This is a genomic window from Pontibaca methylaminivorans, assembly GCF_900156525.1.
Classification (GTDB): Bacteria; Pseudomonadota; Alphaproteobacteria; order Rhodobacterales; family Rhodobacteraceae; genus Pontibaca; species Pontibaca methylaminivorans.
The window spans coordinates 1,473,487-1,492,588 of sequence record NZ_FTPS01000001.1 but is presented as its reverse complement, the minus strand read 5'-3'; the positions used below and the strand labels follow the sequence as shown (position 1 = coordinate 1,492,588).

The following is a 19,102-nucleotide window of genomic DNA, read 5'->3' as shown; positions in this document are numbered from 1 at the left end:
CGGCCCGCCTCAACCGCGCCGGCGTCCCGCCCCGGCATCTTCTTCTGGCGGGGAAATATCCCGGGGGTCCGGGGGCAGAGCCCCCGGCTGCCGCCTCGATGTGAGCGCGAGGAACACATCCTCAAGATCGGGCTCCTGGGTCTGCACATCGCGGATGCGGATCCCGGCCCCGTGCACCACCTCGAGCACCCGCTCGGCACTGGTCTGGCGGCTGCGGTAGCTCAGCACAATCGCGCCGTCGCCGCGCAACTCGGCCTCGATGCCCTCGGCCTGCGGCAGTTCCCCGACCGGCCCGTCGGGCCAGATGATCATCGCCCGCGCGTCAAGCCGGCCCAGCATGCTGCCGGTGCTGTCGCGCGCCACCACCTCGCCGTCGGCGATGATCGCGATCTCGTCGCACATCTCCTGCGCTTCTTCCAGGTAATGGGTGGTGAGGATGATGGTCATGCCCTCGCGGTTCAGCCGGCGCACGTTCTGCCAGAGCATCTGGCGCAATTCGATGTCCACCCCGGCGGTGGGCTCGTCCAGCACCAGGATATGCGGGCTGTGCACAAGCGCTTTGCCCAGCAGAAGCCGCCGCCGCATGCCGCCCGACAGGGTGCGCGCATAGGCTTCGGCCTTGTCGGCAAGCCCGACCATTTCCAGGATCTCGTCGCTGCGGCGCTGCTTGCGCGACAGCCCGTAAAGCCCGGCCTGCACCTCGAGCGCCCCGCGCGGCGTGAAGAACGGGTCGAGGTTCAGCTCCTGCGGCATCACGCCGATCGCGGCGCGGCTCTGGCGCGGGTTGCGGTCCTGATCGAAGCCCCAGATCGTCACCCGGCCCGAGGTCTTGATGACGAGCCCGGCAAGGATGTTGATGAGCGTCGATTTCCCCGCTCCGTTCGGCCCCAGCAGCCCGAAGACCGAGCCGCGCGGGATGGTCAGATCGACGCCTTTCAGCGCATGCTTGGGCGGCTGGCTGCGCTGGGCGCGGTAGATCTTGGTCAACCCCTCGATCCGGATCGCATCCTCGGTCATTGCCGCCTCTTGCCCCTGCTTTTCCCATGGCTCATAAAGCACCTAATGCAAGCCCATCCAGGCGACAACCAGAAGGATCGTCAGAGCATGACCGTCGAGGCGCCGGAGACCAGAATCGTGAACAGCTGGCGGGTCGCCTGCGATGGCGGCGAGGGTGCGCTCGGCCACCCCCGCGTCTGGCTCAGGATCCCGCCGGAGCGGGGCTGGGTCGAATGCGGCTATTGCGATGCGCGCTTCGTGCACCGCGACTGCGTCGATAAGGCCAGTGTCGGCGGCATGGGGAAAGAGGTCTGATCCACGCCGCCATGCGCCCCTGTCCTGCATCGGGGCACGGGCAGCGAACCGCCTTGCCCGGGGTGCGCCCGGAACAGACCCCGGAACCAGCCAGGGAGGACGGCCATGGCCTTTGACAAGGGATGTCATCTGCATCTGATCGACGGCTCGGCCTATATCTTCCGCGCCTATCACGCCCTTCCCCCGCTCACCCGGAAATCCGACGGGCTGCCGATCGGTGCGGTTGCCGGGTTCTGCAACATGCTGCACCGCTATGTGCTCGACAGCAACGGCGGCGATGCCCCGACCCATGCGGCGGTGATCTTCGACCACAGCGGTCACACCTTCCGCAATGATCTTTACGATCTCTACAAGGCCAACCGCGAGGCGATGCCCGAGGATCTGCGTCCCCAGATCCCGCTGACGCGCCGGGCGACCGAAGCCTTCAACATCGCCTGCCACGAAATCGAGGGCTACGAGGCCGACGACATCATCGCCACCCTCGCCTGCGAGGCGCGCAACCGCGGCGGGCGGGTCACGATCCTGTCCTCCGACAAGGATCTGATGCAGCTGGTCGGCGGAGGCGTCGAACTTCTCGATCCGATGAAGAACCGGCGCATCGACGCCGCAGCGGTCGAGGAACGCTTCGGCGTGCCGCCCGAACGGGTGGTGGACGCGCAGGCGCTCGCCGGCGACAGCGTCGACAACATCCCCGGCGCTCCCGGCATCGGCATCAAGACCGCGGCGCTGCTCATCAACGAATACGGTGATCTCGACACCCTGCTGGACCGCGCCGGAGAAATCCCCCAGCCCCGGCGCCGCCAGACCCTGATCGAACACCGCGTGCAGATCGAACTGAGCCGCGAACTGGTGCGGCTCGACTGTGATACGCCGCTCGATTTCTCGCTCGACGATCTCGCGGTGCGCGACTACGACCCCGATGTGCTGCTGCCGTTCCTGGCCGAGATGGAATTCCGCAGCCTGAGCCGGCGCATTGCCGAACATCTGGGCGTCGAAGCCCCCGCGATCCCCGAACCCGAAGCGACCGCGACCGCGGCCCCGGAGACACCCGGGTTCGACGACGTGAAACACGAACGCATCGGCGACGCCGCAACGCTTGCGCAATGGATCGAGCGGATCCGGGCGCGGGGCTATGTGGCGGTCGATACCGAAACCACCTCGCTTGACGAAATGAAGGCCGAACTGGTCGGTGTCGCGCTCTGCGTCGAGCCGGGCCATGCCGCCTATCTGCCCCTGCGCCACCGGCCGGGCGCGGGCAGCGACCTGTTCGCCGACGACAGCCTTGCCGTGGGGCAGATGCCGGTGGACGAGGCGCTCGCGCTGCTGAAACCGGTGCTCGAGGATCCGGCGATCCTCAAGATCGGGCAGAACATCAAGTATGACGCCAAGATCCTTGCCCGCTGCGGCATCGACATCGCGCCGATCGACGACACGATGCTGCTGTCCTATGCGCTTCATGCCGGGCTGCACGGGCATGGCATGGACACGCTTTGCGAGCGTTATCTCGGGCATACGCCGCTGCCGATCAAGCCGCTGCTCGGCGCGGGCAAATCGGCGATCACCTTCGACCGGGTTACGGTTGACGATGCGCTGCCCTACGCGGCCGAGGATGCCGACGTCACCCTGCGGCTCTGGCAGGCGTTCAAGCCGCAGCTTCACCGTGAACGGGTCACGACCGTTTACGAGACGCTGGAGCGGCCCCTGATCCCGGTGCTGGCGCAGATGGAGATGAACGGCATCAAGGTCGACCGCGCGACGCTTTCGCGCATGTCGAGCGCATTCGCGCAGAAAATGGCCGGGCTCGAGGCCGAAATTCACGGCCTTGCCGGCGAGACCTTCAATATCGGCAGCCCCAAGCAGCTTGGCGAAATCCTGTTCGACAAGATGAACCTGCCCGGCGGCAAGCGCGGCAAGACCGGCGCCTATTCCACCAATGTGGACGTGCTCGAAGACCTTGCCACCGAGCACGACCTGGCGCGCCGGGTGCTGGACTGGCGCGCGATCTCGAAGCTGAAATCGACCTATACCGATGCGCTCCAGACCCATATCAATCCCGAGACCGGGCGGGTGCATACCTGCTATTCCATCGCCGGCGCGAACACCGGGCGGCTGGCCTCGACCGATCCGAACCTCCAGAACATCCCGGTGCGCAGCGAAGAGGGGCGGCGCATCCGCGAGGCTTTCGTGGCCGAGGAAGGCAACCTGCTGGTCAGCCTCGACTATTCCCAGATCGAATTGCGCATCCTTGCCCATATCGCCGGCATCGACGAATTGAAGGCGGCCTTTGCCGAGGGGCTCGACATCCATGCCCTGACCGCGAGCGAGATGTTCCACGTGCCGCTCGACCAGATGACGCCGGAAATCCGCCGCCAGGCCAAGGCGATCAATTTCGGCGTGATCTATGGCATTTCGGGCTTTGGCCTTGCCCGCAACCTGCGCATCCCCCGGGCCGAGGCCCAGGGTTTCATCGACCGCTATTTCGAACGCTTCCCCGGCATCCGCGACTATATGGAGCGGACCAAGGCATTTGCCCGCGAACATGAATATGTGCAGACGCTGTTCGGGCGCCGCATCCGCACGCCGGAAATCAATGCCAAGGGGCCGCGCTCGGGGCTGGCCTATCGCGCCGCGATCAACGCGCCGATTCAGGGCACCGCCGCCGATGTGATCCGCCGTGCCATGATCCGCATGCCGGCGGCGATCAAGGGGCTGCCGGCGCGGATGCTGTTGCAGGTGCATGACGAACTGCTGTTCGAGGTGGCCGAAGGCGCGGTTGACGAGGTGATCTCCCGCGCCCGCGACGTGATGGAAAACGCCGCCGATCCGGTGGTTCACCTTGACGTGAAACTGACCGTGGACGCCGGCAGCGGCCCGAACTGGGCCCAGGCGCATTGATCGGCGCCTATTCGCCCTCCGGCAGCTCGTCCGAGGGAATGATGCGGAAAAAGCTCCCGCTCGACCAGATGCCGAACCAGCCGTCCTTGTGCGAGCCGCGCTCGATCAGGCGGTAGAAACTCTTGCGGTCGATCAGCGCCTCAAGCCCGCCGCGGACCATCACATAGGGCGAGGGCTCTCCGCTCTTGTCGCGATGGACGCGGATGCGGTGTTCATCGTCGGCGGTGACGCTGTCGCCCACATTGGTGGTGAAGGTCAGCACCTGTTTCCGGCCCTTGCCCTTCGCGGTGAAATCGACGGCGACAAACGGCGCGTCATCGACGGTGATGCCGATCTTTTCCACCGGGGTCACCAGAAAATAATCGCTCTTTTCCTTCTTGAGGATGGTCGAGAACAGCCGCACCATTTCCGGCCGCCCTATCGGCGTGCCAAGATAGAACCAGTTTCCGTCGCGGGCGATCCTGATGTCCAGGTCACCGCAATAAGGCGGATCCCAGAGATGAACCGGCGGCAGACCGCCGGATTCGCGACTCGCCGCCCTTGCAGCCGCCGCGATGCCTTCGGCCGTTGTTGTCACGTTCATTTGTCTGTTCATTGCTTTTGCGATCACCTCGAAACAGGTTAGACTCACCGGCAGGGATCACGACCGCCGGGGGCGATTTTATGGCAGATCATAACAGCTTGCTTGCGGAAATCGAAGCGCTCGAAGTGCGAATTGCAGCCGCACGTGCCGAAATCACACGCCGTTTCATCGGGCAGGAAAGCGTCGTGGATCTGGCGCTTGCGACGCTGTTCTGCGGCGGCCACGGGCTTCTGATCGGGCTGCCGGGGCTTGGCAAGACGCGCCTTGTCGAGACGCTCGCGATGGTGATGGGGCTTTCGGGGAACCGCATCCAGTTCACCCCCGACCTCATGCCGGCCGATATCCTCGGCTCCGAAGTGCTGGACACGGATGCCGCGGGGCGGCGGCATTTCCGCTTCGTGCCGGGGCCGGTGTTCTGCCAGTTGCTGATGGCGGACGAAATCAACCGCGCAAGCCCCCGCACCCAGTCGGCCCTGCTTCAGGCGATGCAGGAGCGCACCGTCTCGATCGCCGGCGAGGACCGTCCGCTCGACGCGCCGTTTCATGTGCTCGCGACCCAGAACCCGATCGAGCAGGAGGGCACCTATCCCCTGCCCGAGGCGCAGCTTGACCGGTTTCTGGTGCAGATCGACGTGCCCTATCCCGACCGCGACACCGAACGCGCGATCCTGATCGCGACCACCGGCGCGACCGAAGACGAGGTGGGCACCGTCTTCAGCGCGCCCGAACTGCTGGCCGCGCAACGGCTTCTGCGGCGGATGCCGGTCGGCGACTCGGTCATGGAGGCCATCCTTGATCTCGTGCGCGCCCTGCGCCCCGACTCGCCCGAGGCCGGTGACAGGCTGCGCGACAGCGTTGCCTGGGGGCCGGGGCCGCGCGCGACGCAGGCCCTGATGCTGACGGTGCGCACGCGGGCCCTGCTTGGCGGGCGGCTCGCGCCGGATGTGGAGGACGTGGCCGCAATGGCGGTGCCGGTGCTGATCCATCGCATGGCGCTCGGCTTTGCGGCCCGCGCGCGGGGCGAAAGCCTGCCCGACCTGATCCGGGCCACCGCCGCCCGCATCACCCGGAGCGAGGCCGCGGCGTGAATGACCACCTTGCCTTGCGAGAATCGGCCGAGCGCGCCGCCGCATCCCTGCCGCCGCTCCTGGCCCATGCCGAGCAACTTGCCGGGACGCTGATACTGGGCGAACACGGGCGCCGCCGGGCCGGGCGGGGCGATGACTTCTGGCAGTATCGTCTTGCCGGCGCGGGCGACAGCAGCCGCATGATCGACCACCGCCGCTCCGCCCGGGGCGATCAGCATTTCGTGCGCGAACGGGAATGGCAGACGGCGCAATCGGTCATGCTCTGGGTCGACCGGGGTGCGTCGATGGGGTTTTCCTCGGCTTCCGGCCTGCCGGACAAGGGGGAGCGCGCGCGGCTCCTGGCGCTGGCCTGCGCGATCCTGCTGCTGCGCGGGGGCGAACGGGTCGGGCTGCTTGGCCCCGCGCTGCCGCCCGCCCGCGGTCGCCAGCAGGTCGAGCGGCTGACGGCGGCATTCCTGCCCGAAACCGCGGGCGACCACGCCAGCCCCGAAGCGGTGGTGCTGCCCTTCGGCGGGCGTGCATTGCTGATTTCGGATTTCCTCGGCCCGCTTGAAACGCTACGCGACATGCTCGCGCAGGCAGCCGGGCGGCGGATGCAGGGCATCCTGCTGCAGGTGCTCGACCCGGCCGAGGAGGATTTCCCCTATCGCGGCCGCACCCTGTTCCAGAGCATGGCCGGCAGCCTGCGCCACGAGACGCTGAAGGCGCAGGATCTGCGCAGCCGCTATGACGCGCGCCTTGCCGAACGCCGGGACGAGCTTGACCGGCTCGCGCGCACGAGCGGCTGGCAGGTCGGGCTGCATCGCACCGACGAAAGCGCACAGGCGGCGCTGCTCTGGATCTGGCGCGCGCTCGGGCGGGGGGCGCGATGATCGCTTTCGGCAGCATCGGCTTTACCGCGCCCTGGCTGCTGCTCGGGCTGTTCGCGCTGCCGCTGCTCTGGCTGCTGCTGCGCGCCCTGCCGCCCGCGCCGATCCGCCGGCGCTTTCCGGGGGTCGCGCTGCTGCTGGGCCTGCGCGACGACGAAAGCATTGCCGAACGCACGCCCTGGTGGCTTTTGCTGCTGCGGGCGGTGGCGGCGGCGGCGATGATCGTCGGTTTCGCCGGCCCGGTCCTGAACCCGCAGACCCCCGACACCGCGCGCGGCCCGCTGCTTGTCGTGCTGGACGCCGGCTGGGCCGGGGCGGCCCATTGGCGGGGGCGGATGGAACAGCTCGACGCCGCGCTGGTGCGGGCGGCGCGGGCCGGTCGCAGCGTCGCGCTCCTGCCGCTGACGGCCCCGGACGAGATCACCTTTCAGCCCGCCGAGGCCCAGCGCAGCCGCCTTGCCAGCCTCGCGCCCGAGCCCTTCCTCCCGGACACGGCGCAGATCGAAGCCGCGCTCGACGCGATCAACGCGGCGGAGGGGCGGTTCGACACGATCTGGCTTGACGACGGGCTGGCCTATCCGGGGCGCGAGTCGCTGGTCGCGGCCCTGCGCGCCCGCGGCAGCCTGCATGTGGTGCCGGGTCAGGAGGTTCTTGCCCTCGCACCGCCGGAACGCAAGGACGGCGTGCTGAGCTTCCGCATCCTGCGCACCGGGAACGATGCCGCGCGCGATGTCACGATCAGCGCCGAAGGGCGCGATCCCGGCGGCACAATGCGCCGGCTGGCCACCACGCAGGCGCAATTCGGCCCGGGCGAGGCTGAGGCGCGGGCCGAACTGTCGCTGCCGCGCGAACTCGCCGCGCGCGTCACGCGGTTTTCGATCAATGGCGCGCGCTCGGCCGGGGCGGTGGTGCTTGCCGATGACGGGTTGGCGCAGCGCAAGGTCGCGCTTGTTGCCGGGCGCGAGGGGCGCGAGGCGCTGGCGCTGCTGTCGCCGCTGCATTTCCTCGAACAGGCGCTCGCGCCCGATGCGGAACTGCTGAAAGGCCCGCTCCGCGAGCTGATCGCGGCCAATTCCGATGTGGTCGTGCTTGCCGATGTGGCCGCACTCCCCCCTCCCGAGGCGGAGGCCCTGCGCGAATGGGTCGAAGCGGGCGGGATGCTGCTGCGTTTTGCCGGCCCCCGCCTTGCCGCGAGCGAGGCCGGACGGCAGGAGGATGACCCGCTGCTGCCGGTGCGGCTGCGCAGTGGCGGGCGCAGCATCGGCGGCGCCATGAGCTGGGGAGAGCCGCGCCGGCTTGCGCCCTTTGCCGAGGACTCGCCCTTTGCCGGGCTCACCCCCCCGGATGAGGTCACCGTATCGGCGCAGGTGCTGGCCGAGCCGGGGCCGGATCTGTCCGCGCGCACGATCGCGGCGCTGGCCGACGGAACGCCGCTTGTCACCCGCAAGGCGCTCGGCAAGGGACGGGTGGTGCTGTTCCACGTCACCGCCAATGCCGAATGGTCGAGCCTGCCGCTTTCGGGCCTGTTCGTCGAGATGCTGGACCGCCTGGCGATTTCCGCCGGCGGCGCGGCGCCCGGGCCCGATGATCTGGCCGGCACCGTCTGGCAGCCGCTGCAGGTGATGGACGGCTTCGGCATGCTTTCCGAGGCCGACACACTGCCCGGCGTCGATGGCGCGATGCTCGCGACCGAACCGCCCGGCCCGGACCTGCGTCCGGGGCTTTACGCAGGCGGTGACAGGCGGATCGCACGCAATGTGCTGACCGCCGACGCGGTGCTCACCCCCTCGGCATGGCCGCGCGATGTGCCGGTTGCATCCCTTGCCGCCGCGCCCGAGCGCCCGCTCGGCGGGGTGCTGCTTGCGCTCGCGCTCGGCCTGCTTGTGATCGACGTGCTGGCGGCGCTTGCGGTTTCGGGGCGGCTGCGGCCCATTGGCGGCGCGGCGGTTCTGGTTCTGGCCTGCCTTTTTGCCTCGCATCCGGTGCAGGCGGACGAAGCGGATGACTTTGCCGCCCGCGCCAGCGGCAACCTGGCCCTTGCCCATGTCCTGACCGGCGATTCCCGCGTCGATGACATCGCGCAGGCCGGGCTGAGGGGGCTTTCGGATACGCTGTTCTTCCGCACCTCGGTCGAGCCGGCACAGCCGATCGGGGTTGACCTGGAAACGGATGAACTCGCCTTTTTCCCGATGCTCTACTGGCCGATCACCCCGGATCAGCCGCGCCCCTCGCGCGAGGCCTATTCGCGGCTCAACGACTATCTGCGCAATGGCGGGCTGATCCTCTTCGACACCCGCGATGCCGATGTGGCGGATTACGGCAGCGCCAGCCCGAACGGGCGCAAGCTGCGCGAACTGGCGGCACCGCTTGATATTCCGCCGCTCGAACCGCTGCCGCAGGATCATGTGCTGACCCGCAGCTTCTACCTGTTGCAGGACTTTCCCGGCCGCCACGACGGGCGCGACATCTGGGTCGAGGCCGCCACCGGCGGCGATGCGGCCGAGGGCATGCCGTTCCGCAACCTCAACGACGGGGTGACGCCGGTGGTGATCGGCGGCAATGACTGGGCCGCCGCCTGGGCGGTCGACCGGAATGGCCGTGTGCTGGTGCCGGTCGGACGCGGCAGCGCGGGCGAGCGGCAGCGCGAACTGGCCGACCGCTTCGGCGTCAATCTGGTGATGCATGTGCTGACCGGGAACTACAAATCCGATCAGGTCCACGTGCCGGCGCTGCTGGAGCGGCTCGGCCAATGAACGGGTCGGTCCATTTCGACCCGCTGCTGCCCTGGCCCGTGATCGCCGTGCTCGGGGTGATCGCTTTGGGCGCGGTGCTGTTCGCGCTCTGGCGCGGGCTGTCCGGCTGGGCATGGCGCGGCCTTGCGACAATTGCACTGCTTGGCGCGCTCGCCGGACCATCCTGGCGCAGCGAGGATCGCCGCCCGCTTCCCGATATCGTGGTGATGATCGAGGACAAAAGCGCAAGCCAGGGCCTGTCCGACCGCAGCGAGCAGACCGGAGCAGCGGCGCAGGAGCTTGCCGAGCGGATCGAGGCGCGCCCCGACACCGAATTGCGCCGCATCACCGTGGGCGACGGGGACGGCGAACAGGGCGAGGACGAGGGCACGCTGCTCATGGGCGCGCTCGCGCAGGCGCTGGCCGAACTGCCACGCGGCCGGATCGCCGGGATCATCGCGCTGAGCGACGGACAGGTGCATGACGCCGATCGCGCGCCCCCGCTGCCGGCGCCGCTCCATCTTCTGCTCACCGGTCACGCGGATGACTGGGACCGCCGGCTTGCGGTCTCGGACACGCCGTCGTTCGCCATCATCGGCGAGCCGGTCAGGATGCGGCTAAGGGTCGAGGACAGCGGCGCCGCGCCCGAGGGGGCGGGCTCTGCCCCGGTCGATATTTCGCTGAACGGCGGCGAACCGCGCCGTTTCAATCTTCCCGTCGGCGAGGACATCGAGGTGCCGGTCACGCTGGCGCGGGGCGGACGCAACGTGATCGAACTCCGCACGCCGGAGGTGCCCGGAGAGCTCACCGCGCGCAACAACACCCGCATTGTGCAGATCAACGGTGTGCGCGACCGGCTGCGCGTCCTGCTGGTTTCGGGCGAACCCCACGCTGGCGGGCGCACCTGGCGCAACCTGCTGAAATCCGACAGTTCGGTCGATCTTGTGCATTTCACCATCCTGCGGCCGCCCGACAAGCACGATGGCGTCCCGGTCGAGGAACTGAGCCTGATCGCCTTTCCGACCTATGAACTGTTCATGGAAAAGATCGACGATTTTGACCTGATCATCTTTGACCGCTACAAGCGGCGCGGCATCCTTCCGCCCGCCTATTTTGCCAATGTGGCGAATTATGCCCGCAACGGCGGCGCCGTGCTGGTGGCCGCGGGGCCGGAATTTGCCGGGCCGGACAGCATCTGGCGCTCGCCGCTCGGGGCGGTCCTGCCGGCCGGGCCGACGGCGCGGGTGATCGAACGCAGCTTCCGGCCCGCGATCTCGGACACGGGGGCGCGTCACCCGGTCACCGAGGGGCTTGAGGGGGCCGGAACCTGGGGCCCCTGGCTGCGCCAGATCGAGGTCAGCCCCGATTCCGGCGAAGTGCTGATGGAGGGGGCGAACGACCTGCCGCTTCTGGTGCTCGACCGGGTGGAGGACGGGCGGGTGGCGCTGCTCGCATCGGATCAGGCCTGGCTCTGGGGGCGGGGCTACAAGGGCGGCGGGCCGCAGCTCGACCTGCTGCGCCGGCTGGCGCACTGGCTGATGAAGGAGCCCGAGCTCGAGGAAGAGGCGCTGACCGCGCAGGCCACCGGCCAGCACATGCGCATCACCCGCCGCACACTGGGCGACGGGGTCGGCGCGGTGACGGTCACGGCCCCCGGCGGCGAAAGCGCGCAGGTCACGCTCGAACAGGTGGCGCCCGGGCGGTTCGAGGCGGATTACGAGGGTGCGGAGATCGGGCTTTACCGGCTGCGCGAGGGCGAACAGGAGGCCGTGATCGGCCTTGGCCCGGAAGCGCCGAAGGAATTCGAACAGACCATCGCCACGGGCGAGGTGCTCGACCCCGTGATTGCCCCGATGCGCGGCGGCATCCTGCGGCTCGAGGACGGGCTGCCCCGGATCCGGGACGTGCGCGAAGGCGCGGCGGCGGCCGGGCGCGGCTGGATCGGCCTGACCCCGCGCGGCGCCTACGAGACGACCGAGTTGCGCCAGCACCCGCTTTTGCCGCCCTGGGCGATGCTGCTGCTCGCGGGCGGGCTGATCCTTGCCGGGTGGCTGCGCGAGGGGCGGCGCTGAGCAGGTTCAGTCAAGCTCGAGCCGCACCCGGTCCGATTTCCCGTTCGCGTCGATCACGACCAGTGTGGAAAAGCCGCGCCCGGGGCTCGGGATCTCGGCCTCGCCCGCGCGCAGATGCGCAGCAAGCGGGCGCCCGTTGGCAAGCACCATATAGGGCGCCGTGCCACCGCGCAGCTTGATGGTGACGCGCTCGCCCGTGCCGGAAAGCCGCGCGCCGTCGGGGGGAAAGGCGATCTCGGGGGCGCCCGTGGCCGGGCTGAAGCTTGCCTCGCGGGGGCGGAAGCGGCGCAGCGGCGCGGGCAGTTTCGCGTTCGCGACGATCAGCGTCGCGGGCGGCGGTGGCGGCAGCGGGTCGAACCGGGTCTTGAGCCGCCCGAAGGCCTCGAACAGCACGGGCGCCGCAAGGTCGCCGCCGAAGGCACCGGGCACCGGAGTGCCGTCGGCGCGCCCCATCCAGACGCCGATCACGTGCCGCCCGTCATAACCGACCGCAAGCGCATCACGATGCCCGTAGGAGGTGCCGGTCTTGTAGGCCAGCACCCCGCGCGGCGCCTCGGGCGGGGGCATGAGCCCGGCCAGGATGTTCCCGACCTGCCAGGCCGCGCTTTCGGACACGATCCGCCGCCCCGGCTCCGGCTGTCCGTCATCCTGCAGCGCATGCAGCACCGGCCCCTGCCCGCCAGCGGCAAGCGCGCCGTAAAGCTGCACCAGATCCTCGAGCGTGATCCCGAGCCCGCCAAGCGCAATGGCCAGCCCGGGGCGTCCGCCCGGCAGCACGGGGCGCGCCCCCGAACGGCGCAGCGCCGCCATCATCCGCGCCGGCCCCAACTCCTGCAAAAGCCGCACCACGGGGATGTTCAGCGACAGTTGCAGCGCCTCGCGCACCCGCACCTCGCCCCGGAACAGGCCGTCGAAGTTCTGCGGCGCATAGCGCCCGAAAGCCGCCGGCGTATCCGCGATCAGCGTTTCGGGATGGGCAAGGCCCTGATCGAAGGCAAGCGCATAGACGAGCGGCTTGAGCGTCGAACCGGGCGAGCGCAGCGCCTGCGTCATGTCAACGAACCCCCGCCGCCCGTCGCGTTCGTCAAAGCCCGGCGAACCGACGGTGGCGATGATCGCCCCGCTGCGGTGATCCGCGACCACCGCCGCCGCGGAAATCCCGGGCCCGGCAGCGCGCGCGGCGCGTGCCACCAGCGCCTCCACCCTGGCCTGCACGCCGGCGTCGAGCGTCGTATCGAAACGCATGGCGCCCGGATCGGCACGCCGCAGCCGCTCGCCAAGATGTGCGGCAAGCCGGGGAAAGGGGCGGATCCGTCCGGGCACGGGCTCGGCCTTTGCCGCATCGACCTGCGCGGGGTCGAGCAGGCCGCGCGCGCCCACCCGCATCAGCACCCGGTCGCGGGCGCGGGTCGCGCGGTCGTGGTGGCGGTCCGGGCGGCGCGATTCCGGCCCCTGCGGCAGCGCCACCAGGAGCGCGGATTGCGCCGGAGTAAGGCGACGCGGCTCCTTGCCGAACCATGCAAGCGACGCGGCGCGCACCCCCTCTAAGTTCCCGCCATAGGGCGCATGGGTCAGATAAAGCTGCAGGATTTCGTCCTTTCCGAGCCGCCGCTCAAGCGCCAGCGCCACCCGGATCTGGCGCAGCTTGCCCGCCCAGCGCCCGGTCGTGCCGTCCTCGATCAGCCGGGCGACCTGCATGGAAAGGGTCGAGCCGCCCGAGACCGCGCGCCCATGGCGCAGCGCCTGCAAGGCGGCGCGAGCGGCGGCGCGCAGGTCGATGCCGCCATGTTCACGAAAGCGCCGGTCCTCGTAAGCCACCAGCATCTCGATGAACCGGGGATCGACCGGCCCCGGCGAAAGCCGCCAGCGCCCGTCCTCGACCTGCCAGGCGCGCAGCAGGGAACCGCTCTGGTCGCGCATCTCGGCCGAGGTTGCCGCCGGCAGCGGCGGCAGGGTTGTCGCCGCGATCCAGCGGTCGAACCCGTCCCGCAGCAGGGCACCCGCAAGCAGCAGGGCGACCAGCGCGAACAGCCAGAGCCGTTTCATTCCGTGATGGCAAGGCTGCCGGTTTCACCGCGCGCCCGGAACGCCGGGCGATACATGTCCTCGACCGACGGGGCCGGGTGGTGGAACCGGCCCGGGCTCACCGCGCGGGCGATATAGGCCAGCCGCACCTCGTTTCCGCCGCTGTTCAGCACCGAGGCGACGAACCGGTCCGAGCGGAACTCGGCATGTTCGGCATCAGAGGGGTCGATCCAGTCAAAGGCGCTCATGTCGCCAGAACGCAGGAGGTTCGGATTGTCGATCTCGACCCCCGCCGGCAGCGGGTCGTCGATGACGAGGCGCGCGCCGGTGTTCTCGAACGGCGTGACCTTCAGCAGCGTGACGAAACGGGTGCCGACGGAAAGCTCGTCCATCTCGATCGGGTCGCCATCAAGCGAATAGAACTGCCGCTCGATCGCGTAGCCGGTGCCCCCCGGCGCGGGCGGCGTCTCGGGCACGCCCATGGTGGTGAGGGTCAGCTCGACCGCGCGCCCGCCGGCGGCGGTGATCCTGTGGCCCGCGCCCGGCGTGTCCCCGGCAAGCAGTTGCACGAAGGGGCCGCTGACCGGCTCCCCGTCCAGCCGGAGCCCGGAATCCTCGGACTGGCGCACCAGCGACTGCGCGGCGAGCAGGCTCCAGGCGGCCTCCTGCGTGGAGCGCGGACGGTCGCTGGCGGCGATGCGCGTCACAAGGTCCTCGCGATCCACCGCCTGGCTGCCGGCCTCGGTCAGCAGGGTCAGCACCCCGGCACTGTCGCGCAGGTCGGTGCCGTAATCGGCGCGCCAGAGCGCGGTATCCTCGCGGCGGGCCTCGATCATCCGCCCGGCGCGGGCGAACATGGCATCGGCCCGCGTCTGGTCGCCATAGGCCGCAAGCGCGGCGCCAAGCTGTGCGGCGGCAAGCGGAGTGGAAAAGGCATCGCCCTTCACATCCGCATAATAGCGCAGGTCGCCCATCGCCGCCGCGCCCTCGCGGGCGAGCACCAGCAGCCCGTAGGCCAGCGCCTCGCCCCCTTCGTCGAAATCGGGCGCGTAATTCACCTGGTTGCGCAGGTTGTCCATGGCCATGGAAAAGGCCCGGTCGGGCACGTCATGGCCCTTTGCGCGGGCGCGCGACAGGAAATCCGCCACATAGGCATCAAGCCAGAAATCGCCCGATTCCGCGCTCCAGAGGCCGAAGGCCCCGTTCGGCGCCTGCCGGGTCAGCACCCGGGCAATCGCCCGGTCCACCTGTGCCGCAAGCGCGGACTGGCTGCCGAGCCCCATCTCCTGCGCGACCGACGACAGGTAAAGCAGCGGCATCGCCTGCGAGGCGAGCTGTTCGGTGCAGCCATAGGGATAGCGGTCCAGCATGGAAAGCAGGCCGGGCACGTCGAATTTCGCCAGCGCCCCGGCCGATATCATCGCCTGCGCGCCACCCGGGCGCAGGCCGGCAAAGACATCCCCGGTGAAATCGAAGGTTCCGCCCGCATCAAGCGTGATCCGCTGCGTCCGGGCCACGACCGGATCATTGGCGCGCACCGGCAGGGTGAAGCTCTGGCGCAGGGTCTCGCCATCGGGGCCCGTCAGCACCACGTCAAAGCCCGGATCACCGGGGGCACCGGCCTGAACCGGCACCGAAAAGCTGCGCTTCTCGCCATCGGCAAGGGTGAATTCTCCGGGCGTATCGCCGAAGGTGATCCCCTCTCCGCGCGGTTCGAGCGCGATCGAGACCGCGCCCGCAGGGCCGTCGGCATGGGTCACGTCAAGGCGCACGCGGCTTTCGTCACCGGGGGCAAGGAAATTCGGCGTCGAGACCGCGACCACCACCGGATCGCGCACGGTCATGTCGCGGCTCGCCTGCCCGACCGCGCGTTTCGACCAGGCAACCGCCATCAGCCGCACCGTGCCGTTGAAATCGGGCAGGTCGATATCGACCGAAGCCTGCCCGTTTTCATCGACGCTGACCGGGCCGCTGAACTGCGCCAGCAGCTTCTGCGTCGGCGGCGGCGATTGCCGGCGCAGCCCGGCCCCCGCGTCGCCGCCCGAACGGATGATGCCGAGCGCCCCGTTCATGCCGTCGATCAGCCGCCCGTAGACATCGCGCAGTTCGACCCCGAGCCGGTGCTGCCCGAAATAATGCCCTTCCGGATCCGGCGGCTCGAAACCGGTGAGGTTCAGGATGCCGAGATCCACCGCCGCGAGGGTCAGCCAGACCTCTTCCCCCTCCGCGGCGCCGGCGATCTCCAGGTCGATCGCCTGTGTCTGGCGCGGCCGCACCGAATCGGGAGCCTTGATCGCGACCTCGAGCCGCCGGTCGCCGGGTTCGATCTGCGCATGGGCAAGGCCGACTGCGCGGGCCGGATTCCGGCCTTCCTGCACGTCCATGGGCCGGATCAGGGTTGCGCTCACATAGGCATCGGTGCCCCAGTCCTCGGTCACTTCGAGCGGGATCACGGTCTCGCCTTCCTCGAGCGTCACCGCGCGGCGGTCGATCACATGGTTCGACAGGACGGCGATTTCGGCCTCGCCGTCCAAATGCGCATTGATGCGCAGCCGGGCGGTGTCGCCGGGGCTGTAGGACGGCCGGTCGAGCGACATCTCGAGCCGGTCGGGCGTTGCCGTGGAATCGCCGCCCGCATACCAGCCCGCATGGAAGCGTAGCGAGGTTTCGGCATAGGCGCCATCCGCACGCTCGATCACCAGTTCGTATTCGCCCCAGTCCACCCCGTTTTCAAGCCGGACCGGCGCGGTTCCGCTTTCGATGGTGCCGGTCGCGACGCGGTTGCGGCGGGTGATCGGCTCCCAGTTCCAGTCGCCGTAAAGCTCATACCACTGATAACGGGTCTCGATCCGGTTCAGGGTCCAGCGCAGGTCCGTGGCCTCGGGAGCGAGGTCGGGATCGAGCGCGATCACCTGAAAGGCCGCGGTGCCGCCTTCGGGCACCACATCCTCGAATAGCGGCCTTATGCCGATCAGCGGCGATTCGGACCGCACCGGGACGGTCAGGTCGCGTTCCACCGGGCGGGCGGAGCCATCGCTCAGCCGGGCAACGATCCGCGCTTCGAGCGGCTGGCCCGTCACATCGGGTTCGGGCAGGTCGAGCGGAATGGTCGCATGGCCGGTGGCATCGGTCTGTTCGCCGCCGAATTCCCTGCGCGTGGTCGAGCCGCGCGCGTCCTCGCGGCCAAAGCTGTAGCCGGGCCAGCCCTCAAGGTTTTCGGCCGCGGCAAGGTTCACCTCGCCCTCGATCTCGAGATCCGCGCCCGGCGCACCGAAAAGATAACGCGCCTCGATCCCGAGCATCGCCACCTCGCCAAGGCGCAGCCCCTCGTCGGGAAGTTCGAGATCGAAGTCGATCCGCTCGGGCAGGAAATCCTCGACCAGCAGCGGCTGGCTCGCAAGCGCGGGCGCCTCGGGGTCGGAATATATATCGAGCCGCCAGGTTCCGCGCGGCACGTCGGCACCGGTATCAAAGCCGAACACATGGCCCCCAGCATATCCCCCCTGCGAGACCTCGCGGGCATATTCCACCCCGTCGGGGCGCTTCAGCACCGCGGTCAGGGTCAGGTCGTCGAGCGCCGCCGCCTTGTCGTCGCGGGCCAGCACGGTCGCATGAACGCTTTCCCCGGCGCGATAGGCGCCGCGGTCGGTGGTCAGGAACAGGTCGATCGGCCCGGCCGGGGGCAGGCCGGACACGCCACGGTCGGAAAGATCGAACGCCGGGTCGAGCAGCGACAGGAAGGCGAAATCATGCCCGCCCTGTTTCGCGTCCTGATCCCCGCCCCGCTCGGCCAGAACGAGCGCGGGTGCCGCGCCCTCAAGCCCGCGCACAAGCCCCGGATCGAAGGTGACGCGCCCCTCTGCGTCGCTCACCGCGCGGGCCAGCACCGCGTTCGCGCGCGAGACCAGGCTCACCTCGGCTCCGGCGATGGGGCCTGCATCGGCAAGCGAACGCAGCGTCACATGCAGCCCGTCCGTGCCCGACATGGTACTGATGCCGATATCCGAAAGCACGAACCACTGCGTCGCGCCCGGCTTGTCGTAAGGGTCGGCCCCCGGAATCCGCGCCGTCAGCGCATAGATGCCGGGCGGCTGATCCCCGATCATGTCACCGAGCGGCAGGCGCGTGGTCATGTCCTCATTCAGCTCCTGCATGACCTCGGCCGTGCCGGACCAGACCTCTTCGGCGATGTTCTCGTCAAAGGTCTGTTCCTGCCAGTAGGACAGCGGCCGCGCGAAAAGCTGTTCCTGCATGCTGCGGAGCAGGTTGCGGTCGCTGATCCGCCGCAGCGTGAGATCAAGCGTCGAGGCATTCACCGTCTCGACCGGGAGCGCCGCATCCGCCGCCTTCGGCAGGATATAGGCCCGCCCCGGAAAGCGCACGGCCGGCGCCCGGTCGCGCACATAAAGCGCGATTTCAACGTCTTTCACGAGTTCCTCGCCACTCGCGGCCGGCAGGCCCCGGCGCAGGGTCACGCGGTAGCGCTTGCCATGTTCGACACCCTCGACGCAAAGCCGGCTGTCCTCGCTCGTGACCGTCAGGCCGGATTCGGGCAGGCGGGCGAAGTTTTCGTAATCGACGCCGGAGGTGCGCAGGGGCTCGGAAAACTCGGCACAGATGCGCGGCTCGGCGCTGTCGCTCTCGACCACCGTGTCGCTGACGCGGAAGCCGTATTTGCCGATGGCCGCTTCCAGCGCGTCCCCGGTCTCGGCCCGGGGCTGGAGATCATTGGCCAGCCGCAGCGCCGGTATCATGACCGCGCCGCGATCAAGGCTTTCGAGCGCCTTCGCCATCTGCACCAGCGCGCTCGCCCGCGCGCCATCGCCTTCGGCGCGCATATAGGCGCTGACCGCGGCTGACAGCGCCCGCTCGCGCAGGGGGCGCGGACGGTCGGCATCTTCGGCGCGCAACAGCGAAAGGCGGGAATAATCGGCCCAGAGGTCGCTGCGGTCGGACAGGGAAACCGCGATGCCGGCCCATTCGAGCGCGGACGCATGGGCCCCGGCGGATTCCTCGCTGCGCCGGGAGGCAAGCGCCTGGTCAAGATCATGCCCCGCCGCCGGATGGCGGAAGCCAAGATCGCGCGCCAGCTCCGCCGCACGGGTGAAATCCTCGGCCCGCAGGAAATCGAGCGTCCCGCGCCGCCGCTCCTGCTGCTGGAGCACCTGCGGCTCGGTGGCGACACGCATGGCGGAAACGGCGCCGGCGAAGTCGCTGCGCCGGTCTATCGAGGTCTTCGGAAAACAGGCGCGCGAGCGGCTGTTGAACGTGAACCCCTCGCAGCCCGCATTGGCGGAACAGGCACGGGTGCAGGATTCAAGATCGGTGTCGAACAGGGCATCCAGGTCGGTGCCGTGAAAATCCGTATCGCGCGATACGAGATAGCGGAAATCGGGCACGGCCTCCTGCGCCTGAAGCGCGCCGGCGCCAAGCAGCGCACACAGCCAGATCCGCACCACGAGGCCAAGATGCCGCATCACCGTCTCCCTCTTGCTGGCGCTCATGGTTGCCCGAGCAGGGGCCGCTT

General features: G+C 69.2%; 10 protein-coding genes. 6 read left to right on the top strand and 4 right to left on the bottom strand.

What is annotated here, in order from left to right; translation table 11 throughout:
• Window positions 1-9: 9 nt before the first annotated feature.
• Window positions 10-1,017, bottom strand: coding sequence for an ABC transporter ATP-binding protein (locus tag B0B01_RS07280; protein ID WP_076649100.1), 1,008 nt, complete (start codon window positions 1,015-1,017; stop codon window positions 10-12).
• A gap of 87 nt (window positions 1,018-1,104) precedes the next feature.
• On the opposite strand from B0B01_RS07280, the gene B0B01_RS07275 reads away from it, so the two are divergent.
• Together B0B01_RS07275 and polA are read left to right on the top strand one after the other, a co-directional pair.
• Window positions 1,105-1,311, top strand: coding sequence for a zinc-finger domain-containing protein (locus B0B01_RS07275; protein ID WP_076649098.1), 207 nt, complete (start codon window positions 1,105-1,107; stop codon window positions 1,309-1,311).
• A 105-nt stretch (window positions 1,312-1,416) separates the two neighbouring features.
• Window positions 1,417-4,206, top strand: a complete 2,790-nt coding sequence (gene polA, locus B0B01_RS07270; protein ID WP_076649096.1) for a DNA polymerase I — start codon at window positions 1,417-1,419, stop codon at window positions 4,204-4,206.
• A 7-nt stretch (window positions 4,207-4,213) separates the two neighbouring features.
• On the opposite strand, the gene B0B01_RS07265 is transcribed toward polA, so the two are convergent.
• Window positions 4,214-4,789, bottom strand: a complete 576-nt coding sequence (locus tag B0B01_RS07265) for a DUF1285 domain-containing protein (protein WP_076649094.1) — start codon at window positions 4,787-4,789, stop codon at window positions 4,214-4,216.
• Window positions 4,790-4,869: 80 nt separating this feature from the next.
• Here B0B01_RS07265 and B0B01_RS07260 point away from each other — a divergent pair, with 80 nt between their 5' ends.
• From B0B01_RS07260 to B0B01_RS07245, 4 genes are read left to right on the top strand one after another with little or no spacing between them, the layout of a single operon-like run.
• Window positions 4,870-5,877, top strand: coding sequence for an AAA family ATPase (locus B0B01_RS07260; RefSeq protein WP_076649091.1), 1,008 nt, complete (start codon window positions 4,870-4,872; stop codon window positions 5,875-5,877).
• Window positions 5,874-6,749: a DUF58 domain-containing protein gene (locus B0B01_RS07255; protein WP_076649089.1), complete on the top strand. Its 876-nt coding sequence runs from the start codon at window positions 5,874-5,876 to the stop codon at window positions 6,747-6,749. Before B0B01_RS07260 ends, B0B01_RS07255 begins: the two co-directional genes overlap by 4 nt.
• Window positions 6,746-9,499: a DUF4159 domain-containing protein gene (locus tag B0B01_RS07250; RefSeq protein WP_076649087.1), complete on the top strand. Its 2,754-nt coding sequence runs from the start codon at window positions 6,746-6,748 to the stop codon at window positions 9,497-9,499. The genes B0B01_RS07255 and B0B01_RS07250 overlap by 4 nt, the downstream gene beginning before the upstream one ends.
• On the top strand, window positions 9,496-11,550 hold the full coding sequence (locus B0B01_RS07245; protein WP_076649085.1) for a hypothetical protein: 2,055 nt from the start codon (window positions 9,496-9,498) through the stop codon (window positions 11,548-11,550). Before B0B01_RS07250 ends, B0B01_RS07245 begins: the two co-directional genes overlap by 4 nt.
• 6 nt (window positions 11,551-11,556) lie before the next feature.
• Here B0B01_RS07245 and pbpC read toward each other — a convergent pair whose 3' ends face one another.
• Together pbpC and B0B01_RS07235 are read right to left on the bottom strand one after the other, a co-directional pair.
• Window positions 11,557-13,596, bottom strand: a complete 2,040-nt coding sequence (pbpC, locus tag B0B01_RS07240) for a penicillin-binding protein 1C (protein WP_076649083.1) — start codon at window positions 13,594-13,596, stop codon at window positions 11,557-11,559.
• The gene (locus tag B0B01_RS07235) at window positions 13,593-19,052 is read right to left on the bottom strand and encodes an alpha-2-macroglobulin family protein (protein WP_076650107.1); all 5,460 of its coding nucleotides are present in this window, start codon (window positions 19,050-19,052) and stop codon (window positions 13,593-13,595) included. Before B0B01_RS07235 ends, pbpC begins: the two co-directional genes overlap by 4 nt.
• Window positions 19,053-19,102 lie beyond the last annotated feature (50 nt).

What these genes read in the sequence shown, in the direction of transcription:
- B0B01_RS07280 (WP_076649100.1), bottom strand. Translation starts at nt 1,017, where the DNA reads ATGACCGAGGATGCGATCCGGATCGAGGGGTTGACCAAGATCTACCGC.
- B0B01_RS07275 (WP_076649098.1), top strand. Translation starts at nt 1,105, where the DNA reads ATGACCGTCGAGGCGCCGGAGACCAGAATCGTGAACAGCTGGCGGGTC.
- polA (WP_076649096.1), top strand. Translation starts at nt 1,417, where the DNA reads ATGGCCTTTGACAAGGGATGTCATCTGCATCTGATCGACGGCTCGGCC.
- B0B01_RS07265 (WP_076649094.1), bottom strand. Translation starts at nt 4,789, where the DNA reads ATGAACGTGACAACAACGGCCGAAGGCATCGCGGCGGCTGCAAGGGCG.
- B0B01_RS07260 (WP_076649091.1), top strand. Translation starts at nt 4,870, where the DNA reads ATGGCAGATCATAACAGCTTGCTTGCGGAAATCGAAGCGCTCGAAGTG.
- B0B01_RS07250 (WP_076649087.1), top strand. Translation starts at nt 6,746, where the DNA reads ATGATCGCTTTCGGCAGCATCGGCTTTACCGCGCCCTGGCTGCTGCTC.
- B0B01_RS07245 (WP_076649085.1), top strand. Translation starts at nt 9,496, where the DNA reads ATGAACGGGTCGGTCCATTTCGACCCGCTGCTGCCCTGGCCCGTGATC.
- pbpC (WP_076649083.1), bottom strand. Translation starts at nt 13,596, where the DNA reads ATGAAACGGCTCTGGCTGTTCGCGCTGGTCGCCCTGCTGCTTGCGGGT.
- B0B01_RS07235 (WP_076650107.1), bottom strand. Translation starts at nt 19,052, where the DNA reads ATGCGGCATCTTGGCCTCGTGGTGCGGATCTGGCTGTGTGCGCTGCTT.